The following is a 24,996-nucleotide window of genomic DNA, read 5'->3' as shown; positions in this document are numbered from 1 at the left end:
ATTTAAATATACAAAAATTTTATATTTGTATTAAAAAGCTATCTAAACTATCTTAAATTAGATAGCTTTTTTGTGTATATGTTGACATACATGGTATGTACTGTTAAAGTTTTTTATATATTATTAGAAAATGTGAGGATGTTAAATTTATGAACAAGGTAAGTGATGTAACAAAAGGTTATACTTTAGGGGTATTGGCAAATATTCTATTTGGTTTTTCTTTTTATTTTACTAAGACAGTATTAAATTTGGTTGACAATAAGGTTTTTACAGTATTATCATTAAGATTTACAATTGGATTGATAGCAGTAATAGCATTATATAAGTTTAAATTTATAAGCTTAAACTTTAAAGGTAAAGATATTAAATCACTTTTGATTTTATGTATGTTTCAACCATTTCTATATTTTATGCTTGAGACACTTGGAGTTAAGTATACATCTACATCAGAAGTTGGTGTTATGATATCTATGATACCAGTAGTTACAGGAATTATGGGAATTATATTTTTAAATGAAAAAATGAACTTGAAACAAGTAGTGTGCATCGCAATTGCAGTTTTTGGAGTTATAATAGTAAACTTACAAAATACAGGGAATCAAACAAGTAGCATGCTTGGAAGAATAATGATACTTGGGGCAGTAATTTGTGCTGGTGCATATGGTGTATATGTAAGAAAATTATCTAAAAGCGAATTTACACCAATTGAAATAACAGCAGCAATGCAACTAATTGGAACAATATCATTTACATCAATATCTGTTGGTGGTGAATTGATATCAGGGAGTCTAATAGAATATGCAAAAGGATTATTTAATATGGAGATTGTATTTCCAATAGTTTATTTGGGTATGGGGTGTTCTTTGTTAGCTATGTTTTTAAATAACTACTCAAGGTCTAAACTAGAGGCTGTAAAATCATCAATATTATCAAACATAGCTACAGTGGTATCTATATTTGCAGGAGTATTTCTACTGAATGAAGAGTTCAATCTTTATAGTATTGTAGGAAGTGTGCTTATAATAATTTCAATTATAGGAATGGTTATATATGGTAAAGAAAAATGTGAAGATTTGGAAACTGAATATACAGAGTAGTTTTATTTTATAGGATATAATAAATCTACTTATTCTTTTAACTTAATTTAAACTTAATAAAAATATATCGAAATTCATAAAAAATTTAGGAAATCTTAAGAATTATGATATTTAAATCTTTAGATTTATGTTTTATTATATAAACTATAATAAGATATATTAAACTAAATTAGAATTTTACAATATATTTATAGATATTAATGTTAAAGAAAAAGTTAAGTTGAAAGGAGTATAATATGGATAAAGTTAACCTAAAAAGATATAATTGTGATATAAATGTTGGATTAAACAGTGAACAACTTCAAAGTAGAATAGATGATAATTTAATTAATGTATTTGACAATGGAAAAACTAAAACATACAAGCAAATTTTTAAAGATAATATATTTACACTTTTTAATCTTATAAATATTGTTTTAGTTTGTTTGCTAGTTTCAGTTGGCTCTTTTAAAAATACCTTATTTATATTTATTGCTGTAATTAATACTATTATTGGTGTTATTCAAGAAATAAGAGCAAAAAGATTGTTGGACAATCTATCTGTTATAGTATCAAGCAAAGTATCTGTTATAAGGGAAAAAGAGAAAAGAGAGATTGATGTTCAGGAATTAGTGCTAGATGATATTATGATTTTAAAAACAGGAAATCAAATCTGTGCAGATTCAAAAGTCTTAGAAGGAAAGTTAGAGATAAATGAATCTCTAATCACAGGAGAATCTGATATTATTGTAAAAAACAAAGGCGATTTTTTATATTCTGGTAGTTTTGTAGTTTCTGGAGAGGCATTTGTAAAAGTTGAAAACATAGGAAAAGATAACTATGCAAATAAGATAGCTAATGATGCTAAAATTTCCAAGAAACACAATTCTCAACTTAGAAATTCATTAAATGTAATATTAAAAGTTGTTGGTGTAATAATTATTCCTTTAGGAATTATATTGTTTGTAAAACAACATTTTGGAAATGGAGATTCTATAGCAACATCTGTAGTAGGTACTGTGGCAGCTGTAAATGGAATGATACCAGAAGGATTAACGCTACTTACAAGTATTGCTTTAGCTGTTGGGACAATAAAGCTTGCAAGTCACAAGACTTTAGTTCAAGAATTATATTGTGTAGAGACTCTTGCTAGAGTTGACACATTATGTCTTGATAAAACAGGTACAATTACAGAGGGTAAAATGCAAGTTGATGATGTAGTAATGCTTGAAAAAGTTGATATAAACGAGATAATGGGAAATTTGTGTAATTCTCTTAAAGATGACAATGCAACATTAAATGCTATAAGAGATAAATATGATATTTCAGATACATATAAAGTAAAAAATTTAATTCCATTCTCATCAGCAAGAAAATACAGTGGTGTTGTTTTTGAAAATGAAGGTACATACTTAATAGGAGCTTTTGAGTTTATTTTTAAAGATAGATATAAAGACTTAAAAATAGAGATTGAAAAATATTCTAAAGCAGGAAATAGAGTAATAGCTTTAGCTCATAGTAACTCTTATATGGAAGAGCATAATATACCTGAAGATATAAAACCGCTTGCTTTTATACTGATATTAGATAAAATTAGGGATGAGGCCAAGGAAACTTTAGAATTTTTTTATAATGAAGGTGTAGATATAAAAATTATATCTGGAGATAATCCTATAACAGTAAGTGAAGTAGCAAGAAAAGCAGGTCTTAAAACAGCTAATAGATTTATTGATGCAACAACATTTAAAAATGATAAAGACATATATGATGCTGTTGATAAATATAGTGTTTTTGGAAGAGTAAGCCCACAACAAAAGAAACAAATGATTATAGCATTAAAACAACAAAATCGTACAGTAGCAATGACAGGAGATGGTGTAAATGATGTGTTAGCACTTAAAGAAGCTGACTGTAGTATTGCTATGGCATCTGGAAGTGATGCTACCAAAAATGTTTCTAATTTAGTTTTATTAGATTCAAACTTTGCATCCATGCCAAAGGTTGTTATGGAAGGAAGAAAGGTAATCAATAATATTCAAAGAGCATCTTCTTTGTTTTTAGTAAAGACAATATTTTCATTCTTCTTGTCATTATTAACATTATTTTTCTTTAGTAGACAATATCCATTTGTACCAATTCAATTATCCTTGATTGGAGCTGTAACAGTAGGTATACCATCATTCTTTTTAGCTCTTGAGGCAAATAGAAGTAGAATTTCAGGAAATTTCTTGCTTAATATATTAAAAAATGCTTTACCAGGAGCACTATGTGTAACATTAAATGTAATTATTGTTTACAATATAGTCGAATATTTAGGTTATAGTTCAAGTGTATTTTCTACAATGTGTGCTATATTAACTGGTATATGTGGTCTTTTGATATTAAGACAGCAATGCTTGCCATTTAATAAAGAAAGATTATTTTTAATTGTAAGCATGACTATATCATTTGTTATTGGTATTCTATTTTTAGGTGGACTATTCTCCTTTGTAGCTCTAAGTAAAGAGCTAATCCTTATAACTATGGTATTAGCGGTATTAATGCCAATTATGATAAAAGTTATGTTATTTGTATTAGATGAGATACTAGACACAATAGCTCCAGATTTAAACTGACTTGAATAATATAAAAAAGAGCAACTTAATATTAAATAGAGTTGTTCTTTTTTTATTTACATTAAATTTTATATAAGAATATCATGTATATTTATTAATCAGCTATGTATGAACAGCAATAGTCAACAACTTCAGTTACTTTTAAATCAAAGCTTGAATCAGAAGGAACATTAAATTTTTGACCTTCTGTATATGTTACAAACTCATTGCTTCCAGGCAGTTTTACATCCATGCTTCCAGCAAGCATTTCCATTATTTCTTCTTCTCTAGTAGAAAAAGTGTACTCTCCAGGTAACATCAATCCTAAAGTTTTTCTTTCGCCATTAGGAAATATTAGTACTCTACTACTTACCTTACCATCAAAATAAACGTTTGCTTTTTTCACTGCATTAACATTTTTAAATTCACTCATTAGACAAGTCCTCCAAAATTATTTATTCATATATATTATATAAGAATAATGTAAAAATTACTATATATTTACAAATAAAATTTAGTATTTCTAAAAAAAATTAATAAAAATAAAATAAGAGAATATCTTTAAAATAATAAATGGTAAAAATTTCATAGAAATATTATATTGAACTGACAATTTTACCAATATATAATAGGAGAGGAGTTTATGAGAATTGCCTTATGCTACACATTAAAAACATAAAGATAATGTATAATCTAAATATATATTATACAACCTAAAGTTTATAGTTATAGAAAGAGAGGATAAACTTGTCAAAGAGAATATTGGTCATAGAAGACGATATAGATATCCAAAATATAATAAAAACATTTTTAGAAAATGCAGGTTATACTATTATAACAGCAAATGATGGTCTTGATGGGATTGAGAAGTTTAAAAAACAACAATTTGATTTGATTTTATTGGATATTTTGATGCCAAAGATAGACGGTTTTGTAGTTTGTGAAATGATAAGAAATGAATCTAATATTCCAATTATTATACTTACAGCATTGGATGAAGAAACAGACCAAGTAAAAGGATTTGAATTAAAAGTGGATGATTATATTACAAAGCCCTTTTCTACAATTGTTCTTCTAAAAAGAGTAGAGGCAGTATTAAGAAGAATCGGTGACAAAGAAGAAAATCATGAAGATAGGGAATTTTTATTATATAGAGATATCAATATTGATGTTGAAGGATATAAAGTTTTTGTTAATGGTAAAAAGATTGAATTGACTGCTAGAGAATTTGAAGTTCTAAAAGAATTAATAGAACACAAGGGTCGTGTACTTACTAGAGAAAATTTAATAAATAGCCTGTGGAAGTATGATTTTTTAGGAGATGAAAGGGTTGTAGATACACATATAAAAAATCTTAGAAAAAAACTTGATGTGGATTACATAGAAACAATAAGAGGGGTAGGATATAGGATTGATGTATTGGATTAAGAAAAGTCTAAATAGAAAAGTTTTTTTAAGTACAACCTTGATACTTATTTTGTCCTGTACGCTAATTTATATATTTATCATGATGTCAATGCCCAAAACATATAAATCATACCTAACCGATGATATCAAAAAAAATCTTGATGAATTTGTTAAAGTTATTGAGAATACTAAATATGAGGATTCAGCACCTAAATTTTATGATTTTATAATTGAAAATAATGTGTCTATTGATTTAGTGAAAAATGGAAAATTAGTAGAAATACCATCTAATATAAAGTATGGTAAATTAGGTGATGAAAATATTATATCAAATAAGAAGCAAAAAGCTATATTCAATGAAGATAATTTTTTATATAAGTACTTAAATAATAATCAAATTTCGGGAAGTAGCTATGTAAGTGCTATATCCACTGAGATTACATTTAAAGATAGTTCAGATAAATATATTCTCTCTGTTGTACCAAAATTGATGGTAGTTGATGAAGCTTCTATAATTTTATTAAAATTGATACCAGTAGTCGCAATAATGATTTTGATAATATCACTAGTTACTGCATTTATTTATTCCAGAGTAATTACAAAACCTGTTGTCAAGATAAGTAACACCTCAAAAAAAATTGCACAGATGAATTTAGATGTTAGATGTGATGTAGAAAGTCACGATGAAATAGGTTCTCTTGCTTTAAGTTTAAATGAACTTGCACATAATTTATCAATTACACTTAATAATCTTGAACATGCAAATTCAAAGCTTCAAGAAGATATTGAAAAGGAAAGAAAGAACGAAATAAGTAGAAGAGCTTTTTTTGCAGCGGTATCTCATGAGCTAAAAACGCCAATTACGATTATAAAAGGTCAACTTGAAGGCATGATATATAATATTGGCATGTATAAGGATAGAGATACTTATTTAAGACATTCACTTAAGGTAATGGAAAGCATGGAAGAAATGGTACGTGAAATTCTTGATATTTCTCGTATGGAGTCATCTGGATTTAAATTAAATACAGTAGAAATCAATATGAGTTCATTAATACAAAAATCAATACAAAATTACTTAATATTAGCAGAAAATAAGAATATAGATATTCTTAGTGATATAGAAAAAAATTTATACTCTTTTGTAGATATAAAATTGATGAAAAAAGCTATTTCTAATATTATTAACAATTCAATTAAGCACTCAAAAAACGGTGCTTTGGTAAATATAAAATTGTATAAGAATAATGAATGTGGAGTTTTTGAGGTTGAGAATTCAAATACATTTATAGAAGAATCTGAGATAGAAAATATTTTTAATCCTTTTTATCGTGTAGATAAGTCACGAAGTAGACAATCTGGCGGAAGTGGTTTAGGATTGTATATTATTAAAATTATATTTGATATGCACAAGGTTAAATATAAAATTGAAAATACATCAGTGGGTGTAAAATTTACAGCTATATTTCCTATCGCATTAAAAAATACATTGCAGTAAATATTTTATTTATAAACATGTATTTAAAAAGTATTTAGGTGCCATATAAAAAACAAGGTAAGAACATATTAACTACATACTTCATTTATATAATAAAAAATGTAATAAGAAACTAAAAATATGAAAGGTGAGTGAAATATGAAAATCGATGTTAAAAATTTAAATATGACTTATAAAGCAGGGAAGGAAGCACTAAAAAATATAAATATGAGTCTTGAAAGTCCAAATTTTATAGGCTTATTGGGTCCAAATGGAGCAGGAAAAAGCACTTTAATGAAGCTACTAACTTCAAGAATATTACAAACTTCAGGTCAGATTTTAGTAAATGGGAAACCTCTTCAACAGTGTGAGACAGAGTTAAAAAGTAAATTAGGATATTTACCACAAGAATTTGGATTATATGATGAATTGACAGTGTATCAATTCCTCGAATATATGTCAATTTTAAAAGGTATTAATAAAAACACAAAAAAGATAATAGAAGAAGTTATTAATCAGACCAATTTATTAGAAAAAAGAAACTCAAAAATTAAAACCCTGTCAGGGGGACAAAAACAGAGAGTAGGTATAGCCCAAGCAATAATGGGAAATCCAGGACTATTAATACTGGATGAACCTACAGTTGGATTAGACCCTGAGGAGAGAATAAACTTCCGTAACTTATTTTCAAAAAATTCAAGAGATAAAATTGTAATATTGTCGACACATATTATAGAGGATGTTCAGTCAGTATGTAATAGACTAATCGTGATAAATAAAGGAAATGTACTGTTTGATGGAAGCTCAGAAGAGTTAATTAAAAAAGCACAAGGACATGTTGGTATTTATGAAGATAAAAATGGAGAAATACATAAAAATGGAAAAAGCAAATTTAAAGTTACATCAAGTATTCTTACCACAACAGGAACTTCATATCGTATTGTAAGTCATAAACTTCCAGATTTTGCAATATCTGTAGAACCATCCCTAGAGGATGCATATATGTTTTTAATATCTGAGGAGGAGATAAAGTAATGCAATCAATTAAATTTATCAAAGATGAGATAAAGAGGCTTTTTAGTTCAAAGATTACATGGACTTTCATATTAGTAATAGCATTGATACCAGGTTTATCAATAATAATGTATGAAATGCCTGAATTATTACTACAAAGTAATTTAGGACAAGAGCTTAGTTTGAGTGTACCTGTTTTACTTAATCCAGCAAAACTAGGGGCTTTAATAGGCACAGTCTTATTTTCGATGTTTACAATATATGAGATGGATAATGTCTACAGAAACAAAACTAATGGGATTATAGAAACTATCATGGATGCCAAAAGTTTAAATCTAGCTAAGGTAATTTCTATTCTTGTATCAGCTATAGTATCTGTAATAATTTCAATGATTATCTGTCTACCATACTCTATCATTAAGATGAGTGAGGATTTTAGTTTAAATATTTATCTGATAAATTACTTAGTTTTAATGTTACCAGCTATATTATTTGGTATTTTACTTTCAGCTGGATTTTACTCTATAACAAGACGCATTGATTTAAGTATAATTATGTTACTTATACTAATATTTTTATCTATAAATGTAAAAGATAGTTATCTTATTGATTGGGTACAGACAAAGGTAACTATTTACTCTTCTAGTTTTGGAAATGCCTTGCAATTAAGAGCTTTATATTGGAATAGACTGCTTTGGAGTTTCGTGTCAATATCAACTTATTTAATGGGTGTAATATGCACAAGAAAATATGAAAAAAATATCTTTTCATCTATGATGTTTAATATGAAGAAAGTATCAATATCAATTTTAACTGTAGTGTTAATTGCTAGTTCTTATAGTATATATGCATTAGAACCGTATTATGATGATAGTCCTCCAACTAAAATGGAGAATGTAGTAGATAAGAAATCTGGTTCAGGTGTAGTTATGGCTACTAAAGAGGATGAAAAGTTAAATAAGGATATAAAATTAATTGATTCAAATCTTGATATAAAAATAAATCCTAAGAAGGCAAGCTTGGATGGGAAAATAGAATATACTATGGAAAATAATAGTGGTAAAGAACAAAAATTGAAATTTGATTTAAATCCTGGATACAATGTTAAAGATATCAAGATAAATGGTAAAAAAGCTAAATTTGATATCTCTAAAAAGAAGCAACCAGAAGGACGAATTAGTTTAGATACAACTAAAGAAAAAAATCTTAAAATTGAAATTGAGTATGGAGGTAAATTAATAAATAATCAATTGCTAGAAGAAATTCTTTCAGGATATATAATAAGTGAAGAGAATATTAAGATAGTTGGTAGCTCAATATACCCAGAACCTAAAATTGATGTTATGAATACAATGGAATCAATGATTCACGGTAACATCACTTTACCTACAGGTATAACACCTGTAATAAGTGGAATAAGTACAGAAAAGCTAAAAGTTGATAAAAAGAATAATGAATGTACATGGAAATTCAATACACAAGGAACTAAATTAACTATAATAGCTGCGGACTATGTAAAAAAAGATATACAAGCAGGTGGGATTAAGGTACAGTTTTATTATAATAGAAAGAATGAAGACAAGATAAACAAAATGAATGCAGAGAAAATTATAAAAGATTCTATTGCTTTTTATATGAAGCAATATGGAGAATTAGAGCGTTATAAAGTTATTCCACTTAAGTTAGTAGAAGGAGGAGCTACATCAAGCATTGGGACTGGAGGAAAAGCATATGAGAATATAAGTTATATGGATGAAAGTATTTTCAACCCAGGTGTATTTGAAAATAGTATAGGAGAAGGTAGTAATGGGGCTGAAGTTTTGGCACATGAAATATGTCATCAATGGTGGGGAATTATAGTACAAGTTGATCCAATGGTATCACCTTGGTCAGCAGAAGGTATAACAAATTATGCGACTAATAAGTTTATGGAGTATGAATATGGAAAAGAGTATAGTAAAAAAACTATAGATAATTGGAAAAAAGAAAATGATAAACTTAATAGGAATTTCTATATGAATAATCCACAATATCTAGAAAAGTTACCTGAGAACTATGTATTCAATATTTTATCACCTAATTCTATGAGACTTCTTTACAACAAAATGCCACTACAACTTTTAAAGGCGGAAGAGATTTTAGGTCAAGATAAATTTGAAACTATTCTCAAAAGTTTATATGATAAATACAAGTACAATATATTAAAATATGATGATTTCTTAAAAGCTTGTAATCTTACAGGGGAGGAATTGAATCTTGAATAATTTAAAAATAATGAAATATGAAATGAAGAGACTATTATTTTCTAAGGTGTATTTAGTTTTACTATTAATAACAGGATGGTTCTCCTACAATGTTCTTAAGACAAAAACAATCTATGGTTTAAATGATACAGCACCATTTTCAGAGTGGAGCTATTCAAGTTTTTTACTTGATGTAAATCCATTTTTACTAGTTATAGTTCTTATGTTTTGTACATATATATTTTCAAAAAAAGAAGAAGCAGTAAGGACAATTACTATGACAACTAAGATAAAGCCTACAACATATTTTTGCTTAAAAAGTATTACAATAGCAGTTGGATATCTTCTAACAGTTGCAATTGTAATTGCGATAAGTTTTATTTTTTACAATAGAGTATTTCAATTCAATAACTTTGGTCAGTTTGTACAGCCTATATTTCTTATTTTAATACCATCTGTATTATTTGTATTAGGGATGGGTATGTTTATTGGTAATATAAATGGAAATTTACTATATATTTTTATTCCAATAATATTTCTTATAACAAATTCTGGTGCACTATCTATTATATCTGGTAAGAGTCTAGTAAACTCTATACTGGAGAGTAAAGTTGCAGATATGATGGGGAATCTTGCATTTAATATTCCACAGGGATTTGTAATCAGTAGAATATCACTTGGAGTTATAGGTATACTCTTAATAGTTAGTGTATGTAAAGCATACAACAAAAGTAAAAATAAAGTTTAAAAATGCTTACAAAGAAAAAATTGATTAGTTCTATAAAATCATAATTATTTTTTTAATATTTGGATGTATATAGATAATCTAAGATGTGAATAGGGGATTATATTAAGGGAAATATGATATAATTACTAAAGTTATAAATAGATTAAAGAAAAAGAGTATATTTTAACCTATAGTTTTTTAGGTTCAAAATATACTCTTTTACTAGTTATAGTTATATAAATTAAACAAATTCTATATAATCAAAATTTTTATTATAATTCTATATTAGGTTCTTCAATTAATTTTCCACATACATATCTATGAATGATATTTCTGTCATCACCAACATATATAAATCTTTCAAGTCTTTCAGGTATAGAATAATTGTCATGATTTAAATCTGAATCATCAATAATTAATGCATCAAAATCGTAGTCTTCTTCAAAACTACCAACATTTCCAAAAAAACTTCCTCCACCTTTAGTTGCAATATAAAAGGCTTCAGATAAAGATAGAAAATTGCATTTCTTATTAGAATTTACCCAGTATAATTTTGATAACTGTATTGCAGATACTATTGCCTTAAATATTGATAGTGTATGGCCACCACTTATATCAGAACCAAGGGCTAGTTTAATATTATTATCAAGTAATTTTCTAATAGGCATAGCTCCACTACCAACATTAAAATTAGAAGCAGGACAATGAACAGCCATAACCTCATTTTCTTTCATTAAATCTATTTCTTCTTGAGAGCAGTGAATACAATGAGCCATTAATGTAGGGGTTTGACCAAATAAATTGTATCTATTATAGGCATCTCCATAAAATTTAGATTCAGGTTCTAAACTTTTAACCCATTCAATTTCATCATGATTTTCAGATAAATGTGATTGTATAGGAACATTATATTTTAAACATAAATCGCCTAATTCTTTTAAAAGTTTACTTGTACAACTAGGTATAAATCTAGGCGTTATAATTGGTTTTACAATAGAATTTATGTCATTGTATTTGCTTATTATTTCTTCTGTATCGTTGATAGAATCCTCCGTATTTTCTAGTAGAGTGTCAGGACAATTCATGTTCATATTTACTTTACCAACATATGCTCCAAGACCAACTTCTTTAAAAATATCCATAAGTTTCATAGAAGCTTTTTTATGTACTGTTGCAAATACAGCTATTCTAGTAGTACCTGCTTTCCAGACTTCTTTTACAAATTTTTTATACATCTTTGTAGCATATTCTATATCTATATACTTTGATTCTTCTGGGAATGTATAAGTTTCAAGCCATGGTATAAGTTCTTTATCCATAGCCATGCCTAAATTTCTAAATTGGGGTGCATGACAATGAAGGTCGTTCATACCAGGTATTATAAGTTTATCAGTGTAGTCTATGATTTCTAAATTTTTATATTCTTTAGGGATATCTTTAAAGACACCTTTTACTTTGCCCTTGTTTAGTATAATGTAGCTATTTTCAAATACTGTAAAAGTATCTGAGGTCTTTGTAAAAATTATATTTCCTTTTATTGCTTTTAACATATAGCTCTCCTTAGTTTTAAATTTGTTAACTTTAATATATAAGTAATATATAGGCTTTATTGATTAAAATTTTACCATATGTATTATATCAAATCTGAGTTATAAATACTATTAAATAATAGTAAATAGTAGTGAAATACGGTTGTTTACTATTATGTATTATTATATATATAACTGACATTTAACTGACATTTAAGAAAAATATGATGATTACTGACATTTAACTGACATAAAACTGAACATTATTTAAAGAGAACATTACTTATATTTTCAGAGGCTTCTTTATCCATTTCGTCTAAAATATGAGAATATCTATTCATAGTTATTTTTATATCTGTATGTCCTAATCTTTCAGAGATTATTTTTATATTAGTTCCAGCTAGAAGAAGTAAGCTTGCATTTGTATGTCTTAATTCATGTATCTTTATGTGTCGAAGGTTATTATTTTTTAATAGTCTTTTGAAAGGTATACAAAAATTTGGTTGAGTCCAAGGTTTAAATTTTGAGTTTAGACATACTAGGTCTAATTCATTTTTTAATATTCCTTGTAATTTTAATTTGTTTTGTTTTAGCTTTTCTTCTTTTAATAAACTTATTAATTCATCAGGTGCTGATAATGTTCTTTTTGATTTCGATGTTTTAGGTTCTTTAAAACTTACAACACTATCAACATATACTAAAATTTGATTTACATGTATAGTTTTCTTATCAAGTTCTATATCAGACCATCTAAGAGCTACAGTTTCTCCAAAACGTAATCCAAGCGTTAACATTAGATAAATAGGGATAGATAAAATAGTATCTTTAGATTTTTCTAATAAGGATTTAGCTTCTTCTTTAGTGTAAAAATTGTGTGTCGTAGTATCCCTTTTATTTGGTGTTATTATAAATTCGCATATATTTTCTTGTATTTCTTTCAGTCTATATGCTTCTTTTAATACAGCTTTTAAAAAACCTACTATATTTTTTGCAGAGTTTAATGCAGTTTTATTATATATAGTGTTTATATAAGTCTGTAATATAGAAGGTGTAATATCTGTTAATTTCATTTCATCAAAAAATGGCTGAATTTGATTTTTTATTATATCTCTTCGGTTTTTTAACGTATTAGGAGAGAAATTTATTTTTTTATCTTCTAAATATTTGACGCATCTATCAACTACAGTAATATTGCTTGGAGCAACAAATTTATTATTGTTTATAGTAGATTTTATTTCAATTAAATGTTTCTCAGCATCCTTTTTCTTTTCGTAACTTCCATAACTTTTCTGTTTCTTTTTACCAGTTTCTTCTTCCATATACTCCACATATACATGAAATTTTTCTCCCCTTTTTCTTATAAAAGCTGATTTGATATTCATATATGTACGCTCCCTTTATAAGTTTATATGTTTTATATAAAAGAGCAGTTAAACTGCTCTAATTATATCTAATGAATGTTAAGATGATTTTTTAAAGCTTCTTGAAGTATTTGAGAAAAATTAACCTTATGTTTCTCAGCTTCTCTGTTAAGCCATTGCGGAATAGTAAGAGTCTTTTTAACAGAGTAATTTTCTATAGCTTTTCTGTGAATCGGCATATATATTTCTATTAAAGTAGGTATTTGATTTTTCTCTAAGTTTAATTTATCTATAGTTGTTGCACTTGGTATTGTATTGTTATCTTCTTCCATACCATACAGATGTAGTCCTAGAGCTTCTTTAGCCATTTTTAAGGCTTCTTCTGTTGTATCTCCACATGTAAAACAACCTGGTAAATCAGGAAATTCTACAGAAATACCATCTTCATCATAGCTAAATATAGCTGGATATACATATATATCTTTTTTCATTTTATCAACTCCTTACAATTATATTATAAAACGTACTTATATACGTGTAAATAAGAAGAATAAGCTAAAATAGAAATTTAAATGTAATATATAGGTAAAATATGTAAGAATTATATGTTATAATATTTTTAGCAAGAAGATGCAACCTACAATTTATAGAGTGGAGTTCATGTATCAAAAATTATCCTCCCAACGCTAAGAAGGGAGGTGAATATACATGGATAATTTTTTACAAAGTGTACTAGAAAGACTATCTGTTAGTTTAATAGTTTGTCTAGTTAGCAATTTACTTAAAAAACGTAAAAAACCACTCAAAGCTGGCACTAAGAGTGGTTGGGAATTTGATTTAAAAATCAGATTCCATAAAACTAAGTAATTTTCAAATTACGAACTCCACTCTACCATAAATAGATTGTAGTTCTTCTTGCTTTTATTATACCACAAATTGATACAGATATTCAAAAATAATATTTTATTAAATTATAATTGTTTGAATATATTTAAGCTAATTTATTATTTAATTCTTGTATTTTTAACGTTTGTCTATATTCTTGTGCTTCCGCTAGTTTTGTATATTCCACAGTCTTATCAAAATTTTTCTCAACTTCTGCTCTTATTTCATCAAGAGTAACTTCGAAGAATTCTTTTCTATTATTTACCTTATTAACTCTCTTATTATCAAAAGCTTTATGTAAAGCTGACTCTAGCTTAGGTGCATCTTCACTAAATATAGTCGCATGTATATCATATTTAAAAGGAACTGATGCACTACTTAATTCATTTATTCTCTCGGTTGGGTCTAGCCTTCTAGTTACTCCTATTTTATATACATTTTCTCCAAAACTACCAATATTAGAGATTATGTATACATGTCCTGCCCTTGTATTTTGTTCTCTATTTAATACATCATCTAAATCTTTTGATAATAAAGCTAATTTTTCTTCTATAGAATTAATTTTTTGTTCCCATTCTAATTTATCATTTTCATCTTCTGGGATAGTTGATTTTAGTCTAAGTAATTCATTTTTGAATTGTAATTCTTCTTTTTTTAGTTTTCTTTTTTGATTTTCTATTTCTTTTTGAACAAGAGCTTCTTCTTTCATTTGTTCTCTCAAAGCTCTTTGTTCTTCTTTTTCTTCTTCCTTCATTTGAAGGTATTCATAATATAAATAAAGCTCATCTATTTTTAAATTAAGATAATTTTCCTTTATAGAAACCTTATTTGAAGTATTTAATTTATTTGTATCAGTAAATGCTTTTCGTATTCTTTTTTCTATAGAATCAATATTTTTAAAACTAACTTTTGACATAGCTATGTCACATTCACTATTGAATAGCTTAAGAGCTGTTTTAATATTTTGATTAGTCATAGTTCTACCTTTTTGAATGCTTCCATCAACAGTCCAAGAATCAGAATATTTTACACCTGTTTTATTTCTTATTAATAGTTTTTGCATTTCTCTTATTTCTTTTAATTTTTCCATATACTCATCAGAGTTTTCAAAATCATATTTTGGATTATATAATCCAAATGATTGAAGCAGAACCTCATCTTCAGTCTGTATTAATTCTTCTGATAATCTTTTTAGCTCTTCTTTTTTATTTTTTAAAGTTGTGTTTATATCTCTAAGCTCTTCCCTTTCATTTTTTAATTCTTCTAAATGAGAATTTAAAGTATTAATATTATCTTTAAGTATATTTTTATCTTTTATAAGATTATCAAGTCTTTCTTTTTCTATTTTTAGTTCTTCGATAAGTTTAAATTTATCTTGGTTTTCTGAATCAAATTTATCAATTTCAACTTTCTTTTTGTCTAATAGATTGGATAATTCTTTTAACTTATTTTCATTTGATTCACATAAATCTTCAAAGTGTTTTTCTTTCATTTTAATTTCATCATTTAATAAAATATATTTATTATTGATTTTTTCGACATCAGATAATAGTATACTAATGCTATCTTTATGTTTTTTCATTATCTTATTTCTTTTAAATAAGAATATTATTGCAACTATAAATGATATAGAGTATGTTGAAAATGTAGAAAGAATTAGTATGGATATAGTCCATAAAGAATAATACCAGGGTATCTTGAAATTAAGATTTTTGATTTTTTCATCGTTGATGAGTAAATCACTTTTTAACTGTTCATTTTCATTGTTCATATCAAAACTCCTTTTTTATTTTTTGTTCTACTTTATGATAATAATAATTTAAGTATATAAAATTTTATGTGTAATTTCCATATATTTGCAAAAAAACGTAAAAATAAAACAAAATGGTAGTTATTTAAAAGAAGTTGGATTATAAAGGTATGTTAACAGAAATTAGAAAAATAATATAACATTCTTATAAAAGTATATTATCAGTATTTTGAGCATAAGGAAAAGCCACCTAAAATTAGTTTTAATCATTTTAAGTAGCTCTTTTATTATTTTAGATATTCCTTTGAATATTTAATCCAAGCATCAATACCATCGATTAAGTGAATTAATTCGCCATAAATATGTTCTGAACCAAATTCATTTTTCATGTACATTATCCATTTTTTTCTGCCTTGCAATTTAACTTCACCAATGAAGTTGTCTGAAGCATCAAATACATTAAATGCTCCATCTGACATTCTATCAAAGACAAAATTATTTTTTAATTCATTTTCGTACATTTTAATTTTAAGTATATTAAAAAAGTAGATTTCATTTTCGTTAATTTTGAAGTTGTAATTTTTATTATTAACTTCGAATGGTATTGATTTGTTATTTTTAACAACATCTATATAATGTAAATTTTTATTACTACTACTATCAGTCTCACTATATATTATAGTAGAGTGATTGTATATTACATCATTTATACTATTTATAGCATTATTAATTTCGATATTATCAATTTTTTCTCTTACCAAACGTTTTACTAATAGAGAAGTTTTGGAGTTATTTCCTAACATATCACAAAGTATATAGGATGATTTAATTATGTTATCTAAAAGTGTGTCTTTTAAATTTATATCTAATTCCTTTATGGCTTTGTAAGACTCAATTTGCATAGGTGTAATTTTATGATTTTCCCAGTTTATATTAATTCCTCTTTGGATATTTTTAGAGGATTCATATTTACAAATTAAGTCATATGCTTCCTCATATTTATCAATATAAATTAATTCTAAACACTGGTCTTCTAGGTCAGTATTTTTAGTAACAGATTTACGCACATCTTTCAACAGTTCCTTTCCTTTATCTGTTAAAGCATAATATTTGTTGGAGCTATTAAAAAAATTAGATAAATCTTTGCGTGAGATTTCTTTTTCTATCCTTTCTATTAATTCAGCCTTTTTACCAGTTGATTTAATGTTATTAGATTTTAATATTTCTTTCAATTCAGAAACTGTTAATTTAGTAAGGTCTTCAATGTAATTTGAAATCTTAAGATAATCCATATTGAAAAACTTAGAAATTAAGTATGAATAGTTAATATTATATTCATATGTCCAATAAGCTGCTATATAAGGTTCACATATATTTTCTCCAATTATGTATTTTAAGAAAGATTTTTCTATTGATGTAAGTGGTTTAGTATCTGTTTCTAATATATTGCTTTGTGGGTTAAACTCATTAACACTATTATTATGTATATTATATAAAGCATCTGATTTTTCTCTTGATTGTTTTTCTAATTCATATAAATTTGTTGTGTCATTATAACTTACATTCAATACTTTGTTAATTTCATTTTTTACCTCTACATTATGAATAGAAATAGGATTATATTCTTGTGAAGATGTCATAGTGTTATTAGAAGTTTGTTTTGATTTATTTGATTTTTCATTGAAATTAATATTATTTTTGTTTTTATTTTTTCTAAATAGATTCAAAATGCTCATAAAAAATTACTCCTTTTGTATTTAATTAATTTCTAGTGTATTCTACTTTATGATAATAACAATTTAAGTATATAAAATTTTCTACAAAAATGCTATGTATTTAGGAAAAATATGTAATTAAATAGCATTAAAAAGTAAATACTATATTTATATGATATGAAAAGCAAAACGAAGATTTTAAAATTAAATAATAAAAAATATTATATAAGTAAGAAAATACAAAAAAATATAATTAAAAAGACGATTAATAATATATAAGAATGGAAAAAACTTCCAACTCTCTACAAATTTCGATTTTTTTATTACAATTACGCTTTTTTTATTGCATTTAAAAAATAAAAGTATTATTATAAAGGTAAGATAATTATCTAAACACAATTCTGAATAATTAAAAAACATTTCTAGAAATGAAAATACATAGTTATATTTTATTAAAATTCATTGGGGAATTTTGACTAAAAATAAGAACGTAAGTTCTGATAGTAGGGGGAAGGCGTGTGGAAAAATCAAAAAAACTACTAATTGACACAGGGGATACATTGAACAAATTAAGAGAAAATAATAGTGAGAAGTTAGAAAAGTACATAGAATTATTAAAAGAATATTATAAACAAGAAAATAAAAAAGAAAGAGAATAGTTTTCTTCTCTTTCTTATTTTTTCTCATTAAGTTCTTCTTCAAGAAATACTTTTGCTATTTTGAACATTTTTTCTTGACTAGAAGGACTTAATTCGCTAATTAGTTTTAAAGCTTCTTTTATATCATCAGAGAAATTTAGATTTTCAATTAGCTCTAACTCACTAAGATTGTCTATATTTTTTACATTGACCTTTCCAAGCAAGTAATCTGTAGATACATTAAAAAAATCTGATAATTTTAAAATTATGTCATGTGGAGGAAATCTTTCTTCCTTCTCATAAAAAGAAATCATCTTAGGAGTAAGACCTAAAAAAGTTGCAAGTTCTTTTTGAGTAATATCTTTTTCTTTTCTTAATTCCTTTATTCTATATCCAATCATGTTATTTAGCCACCTTTTTAATTTATATTGAACTATTAGTTCTTAATTATCAATTATAGCTCATTTTTTTTAAAAAAGCTATTGACAATGTACTAATAGTACTGTACTATTAGTACATAAGATAAAGTAAAAGAAGGTGAAAAAAATGAATAAACTAAAAGATTTTAGAATACAAAAAGGACTAAGTAGAAATCAGTTAGGAGCTGAATTAGGTCTTACAAGTAGGTATATAGCTTTCTTAGAGAATGGCGAAAGAGTACCGTCTCTAAATACAGCTGTGAAAATAGCAGCTTATTTCAATACTTCAATAGAGTATATTTTTTTGAAAAGTAACTGTACTAAAAGTACATTAAAGAAAAAAGGAGTTGAAAAATATGAGTAACTTAATGATGTTCGAGGATAAGCAAGTAGAAGTATTTGAGTTTAATGGAAAAATATTATTCAATCCATACCATTGTGGAAATTGCTTGGGAATTAGTAATGAAGGAGTTAGAAAAGCAATTACTAGAATGAATGAGAACCAAGTGATTAAGTTGACTAATTCAGTTGTGACTAATAGTCACATCCGAAAATTAAATAATGCGGGAGAAAATTTTCTTACTGAAAGTGGAGTATATAAATTAATATTTAAATCAAGAAAAGAAGAAGCAGAGAGATTTCAAGATTGGGTTACAGATGAAGTTCTACCATCAATAAGAAAGACAGGAGGATATATATATACAACAAATAATATGTCAGATGACGAAATCATGGCAAGAGCATTACAAGTAGCTCAAAGGAAAATAGAAAGTAAAAATAGAGAACTGGAAGAAAAAAATAGATTTATCAATCAAATAGCATCCTCAAAAAATAGTCTACTTGTGAGAGAGGTAGCAAAAGTAATCTCTAAAAGTAACGGGATAATAATCGGTGAAAAAAGGCTATATGAAAAATTAAGAATATGGGGTTTGGTATTTAAAAATTCAACTGAACCAAAACAATTTGCAGTGGAAAAAGGTTATTTAGAAACTGTAGAAGGTACTAGAGAAACATCAACTGGTGTATTTACTTATAGAACAACAAGAGTTACAGGAAAAGGTCAAGAGTACATTCTAAAAAGATTATTAAAGGAAGAAGAAGAACAATTATCAATGTTAAGTTAAATCATGACAGCACCTTGAAAATTAAATACAGAATATTCAGAAAGGAAGCGACTACATGAATAATAAAAAGAAATATACTTTGAGTATTACAGAAGAATTATATAATAAATGCAAAGAAAAAGCTAATCAAAAAGGTATGTCAGTAAATGAGTACATACTATTAGTGATTAGCAACCATATATAATTTATTCTTCAATACTAACTTTAATTTCTCCTTTTCTTTGTTCATAATCTTCGATATGTTTTTTTATTAGTTGTTCAATCTCTTTATTAGCAGAGCGACCTTCACTTTCAGCAATATACTTAATTTTTTCAAGTAAAATTTTATTTATTCTTAAAGTGTATTTAGGCAATGTAGATGACATAATAATACCTCCTTTTTAAAGTCTAAATGATGTCATTATTATATCATAAAAATAATTTGTAGAAAATCTATAAATTATATTGACGGCATAAAGACGGCGTGTTATTATTAAAACAAGAAAGGAGTTGACGGCAAAATGAACTCAAATAAAAAGAGAATAACTGTTAGGATGCCTGAAAAATTAAATGAAGAAATAACAAGAAAATCAAAATACTTAGGATTAACTAAAAACTCATTTATAATAGATATTTTATGGAAAGAGTTTGATTTATCTGAATATAAAAATAGTCATAAGGAGGATGGAAAGTATGAATAATCTACAAATATTTAAAAATTACAATTTTGGTGAGATAAGAACTATTGAAATTGATGGTAAACCGTATTTTGTAGCAACAGATATAGCAAAAGCTCTTGGTTACTCTAACACTAGAGATGCAGTTAAGAAACATTGTAAGTGGGTAGCGAAATGCGACATACCTCATCCACAAAGTAATTCTAAAGTTTTGAAGGTAAATATTATACCGGAAGGCGATATGTATAGGCTTATTTCTAATAGTGAATTACCAAATGCAGAAAAATTTGAGAGTTGGGTATTTGATGAAGTATTACCATCTATTCGTAAAACAGGCACATACAATAGTAGAAAAACTAAGGATACTAAAGATGAATCAGAAATAAAATACATGAATGCTCAAGCTAGATTAAAAAATGCAAGGGCAAGGGAAGCAAAGATATATCTAGAGATAGCAGAAAATGTAGACATAAAAGAGTATAAACAGATTATGTATTCTAAAGCAACAGAACAACTGTATGGAGAAGCATTAATACCATTACCTGTAGCAAATGAAAAAACTTATTCAGCTACAGAAATAGGTAAAATATTAGGAGTTTCAGCTAATAAAGTTGGAAGTCTAGCAAATGCTTATAATTTGAAAACAGATGAATATGGCATTAAGGTTTGGGATAAGGCTAAACATTCAAATAAACAAGTTACAACTTTTAGATATTATGAAAATGTGATACCTATTATAAAAAAAGCTTTAAGTAGTTTTGATAACTAGATAAAACTAGCACTTTGAAAATTAAATACAGAATATTCAAAAAGAGGTGGTTAAATGAACATTAAAAAATTAGTACTAGCAACAGGTGAAGAATTCGAGAACATAGAGCTCAAAGAATTTGAAAATAAAGGAGAATGCTTACCATCAAATATGGTAAAGGTTATTGATGGTAAGCAGGAACTTCTAATAAATAAAGAGTTCATATTATCATTAGAAGTCAAAAGAAAGACTACTTTCTAGGGCCTTTCTTAGTTTGTGATAGAGCACTACCAGCAACCGATTTGGAAGCAGCACTATATCTTCCGTCTTTAAGAATCTTGCTAGCCTTAGAAGCAACAGTTTTACTCGTTTGTTTAGTATTTTTAGCTATAGGTATCACCACCTTTAAATATATTTATAGGATTTATCCTACAAATATAGTATATCAAAGGAGGAAAATAATGGCAATTAATGACAACATAAATAAAATTTTAAGAGATAGAAATTTAAAAGCGTGGAAATTAGCGAAAGAAATAGGAGTAGATTCAGGAAATTTATATGCAATTTTAAGAGGAGAAAATAAAAATCCAACTATAGATACATTGATAAAATTAGCTGACTATCTAGACATTACATTAGATGAACTAGTTGGAAGATAGAAAGGGTGAGATAAAAGTGAGTACAGCATTACAGTTCATAGATACAAAAGACTTAGTACAAGAATTAATGCAAAGAGACGATACAACAGACATCATTAAGATGTTTTTAGATAGAGAAGGAATTAAGAGGATGAATTTAGTTACAGTAAAAGAATTTCGCGAGTACTTAAAAGTTTCAGACACGACTGCAAGAAATATGATAAAAGAAGCAGAAGCACAAAACCTATATACTATAATTCCTATAGGTAATTCATATAGGATAGATTTAATTTCTTTTGAAGAATATGTAATGAAAAATGCACTAAAAGATAGGAATGTAATGAAAAAGAGAAAGGGGGTGATTTAGTTGACTCTAAGATGGTTTCTAAGATTTTGTAAAAAAACATAAGAAAGTGCCTACACCAAGGTTTTACATAGAGCGTGTAACTTATATGGAAGAATGTAAGCAAAGAAGATTTGAACTTTAGGGAGGAATTAATAATGAATAGTTCAGTAGATAAATTTGATTTAGATAGAATCAAAGCAGGAAATGCAGTAAAAGTAAATTGCAAAAGATTCGGTTTTGAAATTGATTGCATTGTAGTAGTAGCAACAGAAAATGAGTTGAATTTAGCGTACTTTGATAAAGAAAAAGGTTGTATGGAGTATCAAGCATTAACATTGGAAGATATTAAAGATAATGATTATGAAGTTGAAAATTTAAACTAGGAGGCTTTGTTATGGAAAGTTTAAAAAAAGTAAAAAAAATGGTGCAAAACCAATTAGATTTAGCTGAATTAGAGATAAGCAAAAATAGTAAGCTTTATGAGGAACTTAGAAGTAAGGAGAGAGATTTAATAGATGATATGCACATGAGAGAATATCTAGGAGAAATAGTTGCATGGCAAAGAGTAAAGTATGCTGTTGAAAATATTCTAGGCGGTATAAATACAGAGATTGAAACAAAAGAACATAAGGAAAGCGAGGATTACAAGAGATTTGAATTGTTTTTAGAAGAGATTGAAAGAGATATACCTATAGATGTTCAGATATAAGAAAAGAGCCTAGGGTGAGGCTCTAATCAAAAAACAAAAAATAAATTTAATAATTATATATTATAGCATAAGGGGGAAGAAATGAAAACAAGAAATGAGATAATTAAAGATTTAGAAGATAGATTATTTTTATTAAAGTTTACTAGATTTGAAGGAATTGAAGCAGAGCAAGCTTTAGGAAGTATTGCAGGATTAGAATATTGTATAAAAAGGCATAAAGAAAATTGGACAATAGAGCAGTTTAAAAAAGATTTAGAAGAACAAAAATCAGATGGATTATATGGAGATTATATAGATGGATGGGAAGGAGTTTTAAAAAGAAACATAAGAGACATGGAGGGTGAACTTGTTGGAAGTGAATAATATTTATATTAAATTGATGGATGTTAGAGTCAAATTAAGTAAATTGAAATTAAAGAAAAGCGGAGAGAATAAGTACTCTAACTTTAAATATTTTGAGTTAGCAGACTTTTTACCACAAGCAACTGAACTACTTGAAGAAGTTAAATTATGCCCTATAATAACCTTTACAAATGACTACGCAACACTAACATTAATAAATGGAGAAAACCCCACAGAACAGATTGTATTCACTTCTCCAATGCGAGACTTGCAACTTAAAGGTTCTAATGAATTACAAGCACTAGGAGGGATAGAAACCTATCAGACTAGATATTTGTACATTCAGTTACTTAACATAACTGAGAATGATAGTTTTGACGCAGTAAGTGGAAAAAATGAAGTTAAAAATAATTCTAATAATACCCAGCAAGGTAATAGAATATTAACCGACAAACAGTTAAGCAGGTTATATGCAATAGCAAGTAATGCAAATGTTGATAAAGAAAGTTTAAAAGAAAAAGTATTTAAGAGATTTGGAAAAGAGATAAAAGATTTAACAAAACAAGAGTATGACACAATTTGTAATGCTTATGAAAAGCAAAATCAAGAGTAGGTGATATATTGAATTTTAACAACGAAACATACTTTCATATAAATTTTGATGACCCATTTACAAGAGTACCTAATACAATACTCGACAATGAAAATCTTTCTTATTCAGCTATAGGGGTAGTCACTCAAATGTTAAGGTTTCAAAGGTCGGGTAGTCATAAAGTTTATGCAAAATCATTAATAAGCTATAGAAAAGATAGCAAGACAAAGGTAAGCAATGCCTTAAAAGAACTTATACAAGAAGGTTTTGTTACTAGGACACAAATAAAGAATGAAAAAGGTCAAATGAAAGGCTATAGATATGATATTTTTGATACATCTCAAAATGTAAATTCTGAAAGTGTTGAAAATGCTGAATCTCAACCGTGTGCCGTTTTCCCGACTCCGGTAAAACCGGAAGCTGGTAAAACCGAAGTCGGTGAAACCGGAAGCCGGCAAAACCGAGGTCGGGAAATCGGCAACATAAAAGAAAATAGTATTAAAAAGAAAATAGGTTTAAAAGAAAATGATGTTATTACTACTGTTATTGATGAACAATCTCAACAAGATAAAACTGTCTACATAAAAAGATATTACGAATCTTATATAGGTGTAATTACTCCAAATAATTTTCTTCAACTAATGACTTATTTAGATGACGGAATGGAAGCTGAGGTTATCATAAGAGCTGTTGATGAAGCTGTAGGCAGTGGAGTTAAGAATTATAAATACATTAAAACAATATTAAATAACTGGATAGAAGCAGGTGTAAAAACTAGTTTAGAACTTACAGAGTATCAAAATGAATTTGAGAGGAAGAAAAAGAGTAAACAGGAAAAGAAACAGTCTAGTAATAAGGTTGTTAATGCTCCTAGTAAAATTAAAAAAACTAACTTTCATAATTTTGATGAAACATTTACTAAGTATACAAGTGATGAGCTAGACGACATTATTAAGAAAAGTCAGAAGGAAAAATTTAAATAAAATTAAACTTCTAGGAAGTAAAT

Annotated in this window: 31 protein-coding genes; 22 read left to right on the top strand and 9 right to left on the bottom strand. The window is 26.8% G+C overall.

Going from position 1 to position 24,996, the window contains the following annotated elements:
• Positions 1–149 precede the first annotated feature (149 nt).
• Both KGF45_RS03490 and KGF45_RS03485 read left to right on the top strand, forming a co-directional pair.
• The gene (locus KGF45_RS03490; protein WP_227841857.1) at positions 150–1,097 is read left to right on the top strand and encodes a DMT family transporter; all 948 of its coding nucleotides are present in this window, start codon (positions 150–152) and stop codon (positions 1,095–1,097) included.
• Positions 1,098–1,333: 236 nt separating this feature from the next.
• Positions 1,334–3,691 carry an HAD-IC family P-type ATPase gene (locus KGF45_RS03485; protein ID WP_227841856.1) on the top strand — a complete coding sequence of 786 codons (2,358 nt, stop codon included), beginning with the start codon at positions 1,334–1,336 and terminating at the stop codon, positions 3,689–3,691.
• A gap of 94 nt (positions 3,692–3,785) precedes the next feature.
• Here KGF45_RS03485 and KGF45_RS03480 read toward each other — a convergent pair whose 3' ends face one another.
• The gene (locus KGF45_RS03480) at positions 3,786–4,103 is read right to left on the bottom strand and encodes a pyrimidine/purine nucleoside phosphorylase (RefSeq protein WP_227829710.1); all 318 of its coding nucleotides are present in this window, start codon (positions 4,101–4,103) and stop codon (positions 3,786–3,788) included.
• 314 nt (positions 4,104–4,417) lie between these two features.
• Here KGF45_RS03480 and KGF45_RS03475 point away from each other — a divergent pair, with 314 nt between their 5' ends.
• The 5 genes from KGF45_RS03475 to KGF45_RS03455 all read left to right on the top strand — a co-directional run bounded on the left by KGF45_RS03475 (position 4,418) and on the right by KGF45_RS03455 (position 10,559).
• Positions 4,418–5,098 carry a response regulator transcription factor gene (locus KGF45_RS03475; protein WP_227838836.1) on the top strand — a complete coding sequence of 227 codons (681 nt, stop codon included), beginning with the start codon at positions 4,418–4,420 and terminating at the stop codon, positions 5,096–5,098.
• Between the two features lie 79 nt (positions 5,099–5,177).
• Entirely contained in the window at positions 5,178–6,575 is a 1,398-nt protein-coding gene (locus KGF45_RS03470; protein ID WP_227841855.1) for a sensor histidine kinase, read from the top strand.
• Positions 6,576–6,713: 138 nt separating this feature from the next.
• Positions 6,714–7,589: an ATP-binding cassette domain-containing protein gene (locus tag KGF45_RS03465; RefSeq protein ID WP_227829707.1), complete on the top strand. Its 876-nt coding sequence runs from the start codon at positions 6,714–6,716 to the stop codon at positions 7,587–7,589.
• Positions 7,589–9,832, top strand: coding sequence for a M1 family aminopeptidase (locus KGF45_RS03460; RefSeq protein WP_227829706.1), 2,244 nt, complete (start codon positions 7,589–7,591; stop codon positions 9,830–9,832). Before KGF45_RS03465 ends, KGF45_RS03460 begins: the two co-directional genes overlap by 1 nt.
• Positions 9,825–10,559, top strand: a complete 735-nt coding sequence (locus KGF45_RS03455; RefSeq protein WP_227829705.1) for a hypothetical protein — start codon at positions 9,825–9,827, stop codon at positions 10,557–10,559. Before KGF45_RS03460 ends, KGF45_RS03455 begins: the two co-directional genes overlap by 8 nt.
• Before the next feature lie 251 nt (positions 10,560–10,810).
• Here the strand turns inward: KGF45_RS03455 and KGF45_RS03450 are convergent, their stop codons facing one another.
• From KGF45_RS03450 to KGF45_RS03440, 3 genes are all read right to left on the bottom strand, one after another.
• The gene (locus KGF45_RS03450; RefSeq protein ID WP_227829704.1) at positions 10,811–12,088 is read right to left on the bottom strand and encodes an amidohydrolase family protein; all 1,278 of its coding nucleotides are present in this window, start codon (positions 12,086–12,088) and stop codon (positions 10,811–10,813) included.
• A gap of 242 nt (positions 12,089–12,330) precedes the next feature.
• Positions 12,331–13,449, bottom strand: coding sequence for a site-specific integrase (locus tag KGF45_RS03445; protein ID WP_227841854.1), 1,119 nt, complete (start codon positions 13,447–13,449; stop codon positions 12,331–12,333).
• Positions 13,450–13,517: 68 nt separating this feature from the next.
• Positions 13,518–13,919, bottom strand: a complete 402-nt coding sequence (locus tag KGF45_RS03440; protein ID WP_227841853.1) for a type II toxin-antitoxin system HicB family antitoxin — start codon at positions 13,917–13,919, stop codon at positions 13,518–13,520.
• A gap of 217 nt (positions 13,920–14,136) precedes the next feature.
• On the opposite strand from KGF45_RS03440, the gene KGF45_RS03435 reads away from it, so the two are divergent.
• Positions 14,137–14,295, top strand: a complete 159-nt coding sequence (locus KGF45_RS03435; protein WP_227838829.1) for a type I toxin-antitoxin system toxin — start codon at positions 14,137–14,139, stop codon at positions 14,293–14,295.
• 124 nt (positions 14,296–14,419) lie between these two features.
• On the opposite strand, the gene KGF45_RS03430 is transcribed toward KGF45_RS03435, so the two are convergent.
• Both KGF45_RS03430 and KGF45_RS03425 read right to left on the bottom strand, forming a co-directional pair.
• Positions 14,420–16,084, bottom strand: coding sequence for a DUF4041 domain-containing protein (locus KGF45_RS03430; protein WP_227838828.1), 1,665 nt, complete (start codon positions 16,082–16,084; stop codon positions 14,420–14,422).
• 266 nt (positions 16,085–16,350) lie between these two features.
• Positions 16,351–17,799, bottom strand: a complete 1,449-nt coding sequence (locus KGF45_RS03425; protein ID WP_227841852.1) for an SAP domain-containing protein — start codon at positions 17,797–17,799, stop codon at positions 16,351–16,353.
• A 497-nt stretch (positions 17,800–18,296) separates the two neighbouring features.
• Here KGF45_RS03425 and KGF45_RS03420 point away from each other — a divergent pair, with 497 nt between their 5' ends.
• On the top strand, positions 18,297–18,437 hold the full coding sequence (locus KGF45_RS03420; protein ID WP_009894673.1) for a hypothetical protein: 141 nt from the start codon (positions 18,297–18,299) through the stop codon (positions 18,435–18,437).
• A 14-nt stretch (positions 18,438–18,451) separates the two neighbouring features.
• Here the strand turns inward: KGF45_RS03420 and KGF45_RS03415 are convergent, their stop codons facing one another.
• Entirely contained in the window at positions 18,452–18,817 is a 366-nt protein-coding gene (locus tag KGF45_RS03415; protein ID WP_009894674.1) for a helix-turn-helix domain-containing protein, read from the bottom strand.
• A gap of 145 nt (positions 18,818–18,962) precedes the next feature.
• On the opposite strand from KGF45_RS03415, the gene KGF45_RS03410 reads away from it, so the two are divergent.
• From KGF45_RS03410 to KGF45_RS20025, 3 genes are read left to right on the top strand one after another with little or no spacing between them, the layout of a single operon-like run.
• A complete protein-coding gene (locus KGF45_RS03410) occupies positions 18,963–19,199 on the top strand; it encodes a helix-turn-helix transcriptional regulator (RefSeq protein ID WP_066024923.1) in 237 nt (78 codons plus the stop codon).
• Entirely contained in the window at positions 19,192–19,959 is a 768-nt protein-coding gene (locus KGF45_RS03405) for a phage antirepressor KilAC domain-containing protein (RefSeq protein ID WP_227841851.1), read from the top strand. The genes KGF45_RS03410 and KGF45_RS03405 overlap by 8 nt, the downstream gene beginning before the upstream one ends.
• A gap of 55 nt (positions 19,960–20,014) precedes the next feature.
• Entirely contained in the window at positions 20,015–20,143 is a 129-nt protein-coding gene (locus KGF45_RS20025) for a hypothetical protein (RefSeq protein WP_255618323.1), read from the top strand.
• Position 20,144: 1 nt separating this feature from the next.
• Here KGF45_RS20025 and KGF45_RS03400 read toward each other — a convergent pair whose 3' ends face one another.
• Positions 20,145–20,324, bottom strand: a complete 180-nt coding sequence (locus KGF45_RS03400) for an Arc family DNA-binding protein (protein ID WP_009901705.1) — start codon at positions 20,322–20,324, stop codon at positions 20,145–20,147.
• Positions 20,325–20,459: 135 nt separating this feature from the next.
• On the opposite strand from KGF45_RS03400, the gene KGF45_RS03395 reads away from it, so the two are divergent.
• Genes KGF45_RS03395 through KGF45_RS03385 form a run of 3 tightly spaced genes read left to right on the top strand, consistent with a single transcriptional unit; the run spans position 20,460 to position 21,624 of the window.
• A complete protein-coding gene (locus KGF45_RS03395; RefSeq protein ID WP_227841850.1) occupies positions 20,460–20,639 on the top strand; it encodes a hypothetical protein in 180 nt (59 codons plus the stop codon).
• Positions 20,632–21,384 carry a BRO family protein gene (locus tag KGF45_RS03390; RefSeq protein ID WP_227841849.1) on the top strand — a complete coding sequence of 251 codons (753 nt, stop codon included), beginning with the start codon at positions 20,632–20,634 and terminating at the stop codon, positions 21,382–21,384. Before KGF45_RS03395 ends, KGF45_RS03390 begins: the two co-directional genes overlap by 8 nt.
• A 54-nt stretch (positions 21,385–21,438) precedes the next feature.
• Positions 21,439–21,624, top strand: coding sequence for a hypothetical protein (locus tag KGF45_RS03385; RefSeq protein WP_077738295.1), 186 nt, complete (start codon positions 21,439–21,441; stop codon positions 21,622–21,624).
• Here the strand turns inward: KGF45_RS03385 and KGF45_RS03380 are convergent.
• A complete protein-coding gene (locus KGF45_RS03380; protein WP_227841848.1) occupies positions 21,614–21,766 on the bottom strand; it encodes a hypothetical protein in 153 nt (50 codons plus the stop codon). The genes KGF45_RS03385 and KGF45_RS03380 overlap by 11 nt on opposite strands.
• A gap of 58 nt (positions 21,767–21,824) precedes the next feature.
• On the opposite strand from KGF45_RS03380, the gene KGF45_RS03375 reads away from it, so the two are divergent.
• The 7 genes from KGF45_RS03375 (at position 21,825) to KGF45_RS03345 (ending at position 24,973) form a co-directional block, all read left to right on the top strand.
• On the top strand, positions 21,825–22,022 hold the full coding sequence (locus tag KGF45_RS03375) for a helix-turn-helix domain-containing protein (protein WP_107571652.1): 198 nt from the start codon (positions 21,825–21,827) through the stop codon (positions 22,020–22,022).
• Between the two features lie 16 nt (positions 22,023–22,038).
• Positions 22,039–22,368 (top strand): helix-turn-helix domain-containing protein, encoded by a 330-nt coding sequence (locus KGF45_RS03370; RefSeq protein WP_227841847.1) that lies wholly within the window; start codon positions 22,039–22,041, stop codon positions 22,366–22,368.
• 134 nt (positions 22,369–22,502) lie between these two features.
• Positions 22,503–22,730 carry a hypothetical protein gene (locus KGF45_RS03365; protein ID WP_227841846.1) on the top strand — a complete coding sequence of 76 codons (228 nt, stop codon included), beginning with the start codon at positions 22,503–22,505 and terminating at the stop codon, positions 22,728–22,730.
• 11 nt (positions 22,731–22,741) lie between these two features.
• On the top strand, positions 22,742–23,056 hold the full coding sequence (locus KGF45_RS03360; protein ID WP_227841845.1) for a hypothetical protein: 315 nt from the start codon (positions 22,742–22,744) through the stop codon (positions 23,054–23,056).
• Positions 23,057–23,137: 81 nt separating this feature from the next.
• Positions 23,138–23,419, top strand: a complete 282-nt coding sequence (locus KGF45_RS03355) for a hypothetical protein (RefSeq protein ID WP_227841844.1) — start codon at positions 23,138–23,140, stop codon at positions 23,417–23,419.
• Positions 23,412–24,011 (top strand): ERF family protein, encoded by a 600-nt coding sequence (locus KGF45_RS03350; RefSeq protein WP_227842010.1) that lies wholly within the window; start codon positions 23,412–23,414, stop codon positions 24,009–24,011. Before KGF45_RS03355 ends, KGF45_RS03350 begins: the two co-directional genes overlap by 8 nt.
• An 8-nt stretch (positions 24,012–24,019) precedes the next feature.
• Entirely contained in the window at positions 24,020–24,973 is a 954-nt protein-coding gene (locus KGF45_RS03345) for a DnaD domain protein (protein WP_227841843.1), read from the top strand.
• Positions 24,974–24,996 lie beyond the last annotated feature (23 nt).

It is taken from the genome of Clostridioides sp. ZZV14-6154, from assembly GCF_020657785.1.
In the GTDB taxonomy this organism is placed as follows: Bacteria; Bacillota; Clostridia; order Peptostreptococcales; family Peptostreptococcaceae; genus Clostridioides.
Note: the sequence above shows the minus strand (reverse complement) of the source record. Positions and strands in the feature narration are given on the sequence as shown.

Coding starts and splice junctions, on each gene's coding strand:
- KGF45_RS03395 (WP_227841850.1), top strand. CDS start 20,460: ATGAACTCAAATAAAAAGAGAATAACTGTTAGGATGCCTGAAAAATTA.
- KGF45_RS03465 (WP_227829707.1), top strand. CDS start 6,714: ATGAAAATCGATGTTAAAAATTTAAATATGACTTATAAAGCAGGGAAG.
- KGF45_RS03485 (WP_227841856.1), top strand. CDS start 1,334: ATGGATAAAGTTAACCTAAAAAGATATAATTGTGATATAAATGTTGGA.
- KGF45_RS03400 (WP_009901705.1), bottom strand. CDS start 20,324: ATGTCATCTACATTGCCTAAATACACTTTAAGAATAAATAAAATTTTA.
- KGF45_RS03470 (WP_227841855.1), top strand. CDS start 5,178: ATGATGTCAATGCCCAAAACATATAAATCATACCTAACCGATGATATC.
- KGF45_RS03460 (WP_227829706.1), top strand. CDS start 7,589: ATGCAATCAATTAAATTTATCAAAGATGAGATAAAGAGGCTTTTTAGT.
- KGF45_RS03360 (WP_227841845.1), top strand. CDS start 22,742: ATGGAAAGTTTAAAAAAAGTAAAAAAAATGGTGCAAAACCAATTAGAT.
- KGF45_RS03375 (WP_107571652.1), top strand. CDS start 21,825: ATGGCAATTAATGACAACATAAATAAAATTTTAAGAGATAGAAATTTA.
- KGF45_RS03390 (WP_227841849.1), top strand. CDS start 20,632: ATGAATAATCTACAAATATTTAAAAATTACAATTTTGGTGAGATAAGA.
- KGF45_RS03415 (WP_009894674.1), bottom strand. CDS start 18,817: ATGATTGGATATAGAATAAAGGAATTAAGAAAAGAAAAAGATATTACT.
- KGF45_RS03425 (WP_227841852.1), bottom strand. CDS start 17,799: ATGAGCATTTTGAATCTATTTAGAAAAAATAAAAACAAAAATAATATT.
- KGF45_RS03410 (WP_066024923.1), top strand. CDS start 18,963: ATGAATAAACTAAAAGATTTTAGAATACAAAAAGGACTAAGTAGAAAT.
- KGF45_RS03385 (WP_077738295.1), top strand. CDS start 21,439: ATGAACATTAAAAAATTAGTACTAGCAACAGGTGAAGAATTCGAGAAC.
- KGF45_RS03480 (WP_227829710.1), bottom strand. CDS start 4,103: ATGAGTGAATTTAAAAATGTTAATGCAGTGAAAAAAGCAAACGTTTAT.
- KGF45_RS03450 (WP_227829704.1), bottom strand. CDS start 12,088: ATGTTAAAAGCAATAAAAGGAAATATAATTTTTACAAAGACCTCAGAT.
- KGF45_RS03405 (WP_227841851.1), top strand. CDS start 19,192: ATGAGTAACTTAATGATGTTCGAGGATAAGCAAGTAGAAGTATTTGAG.
- KGF45_RS03430 (WP_227838828.1), bottom strand. CDS start 16,084: ATGAACAATGAAAATGAACAGTTAAAAAGTGATTTACTCATCAACGAT.
- KGF45_RS03435 (WP_227838829.1), top strand. CDS start 14,137: ATGGATAATTTTTTACAAAGTGTACTAGAAAGACTATCTGTTAGTTTA.
- KGF45_RS03445 (WP_227841854.1), bottom strand. CDS start 13,449: ATGAATATCAAATCAGCTTTTATAAGAAAAAGGGGAGAAAAATTTCAT.
- KGF45_RS03355 (WP_227841844.1), top strand. CDS start 23,138: ATGAAAACAAGAAATGAGATAATTAAAGATTTAGAAGATAGATTATTT.
- KGF45_RS03490 (WP_227841857.1), top strand. CDS start 150: ATGAACAAGGTAAGTGATGTAACAAAAGGTTATACTTTAGGGGTATTG.
- KGF45_RS03365 (WP_227841846.1), top strand. CDS start 22,503: ATGAATAGTTCAGTAGATAAATTTGATTTAGATAGAATCAAAGCAGGA.
- KGF45_RS20025 (WP_255618323.1), top strand. CDS start 20,015: ATGAATAATAAAAAGAAATATACTTTGAGTATTACAGAAGAATTATAT.
- KGF45_RS03440 (WP_227841853.1), bottom strand. CDS start 13,919: ATGAAAAAAGATATATATGTATATCCAGCTATATTTAGCTATGATGAA.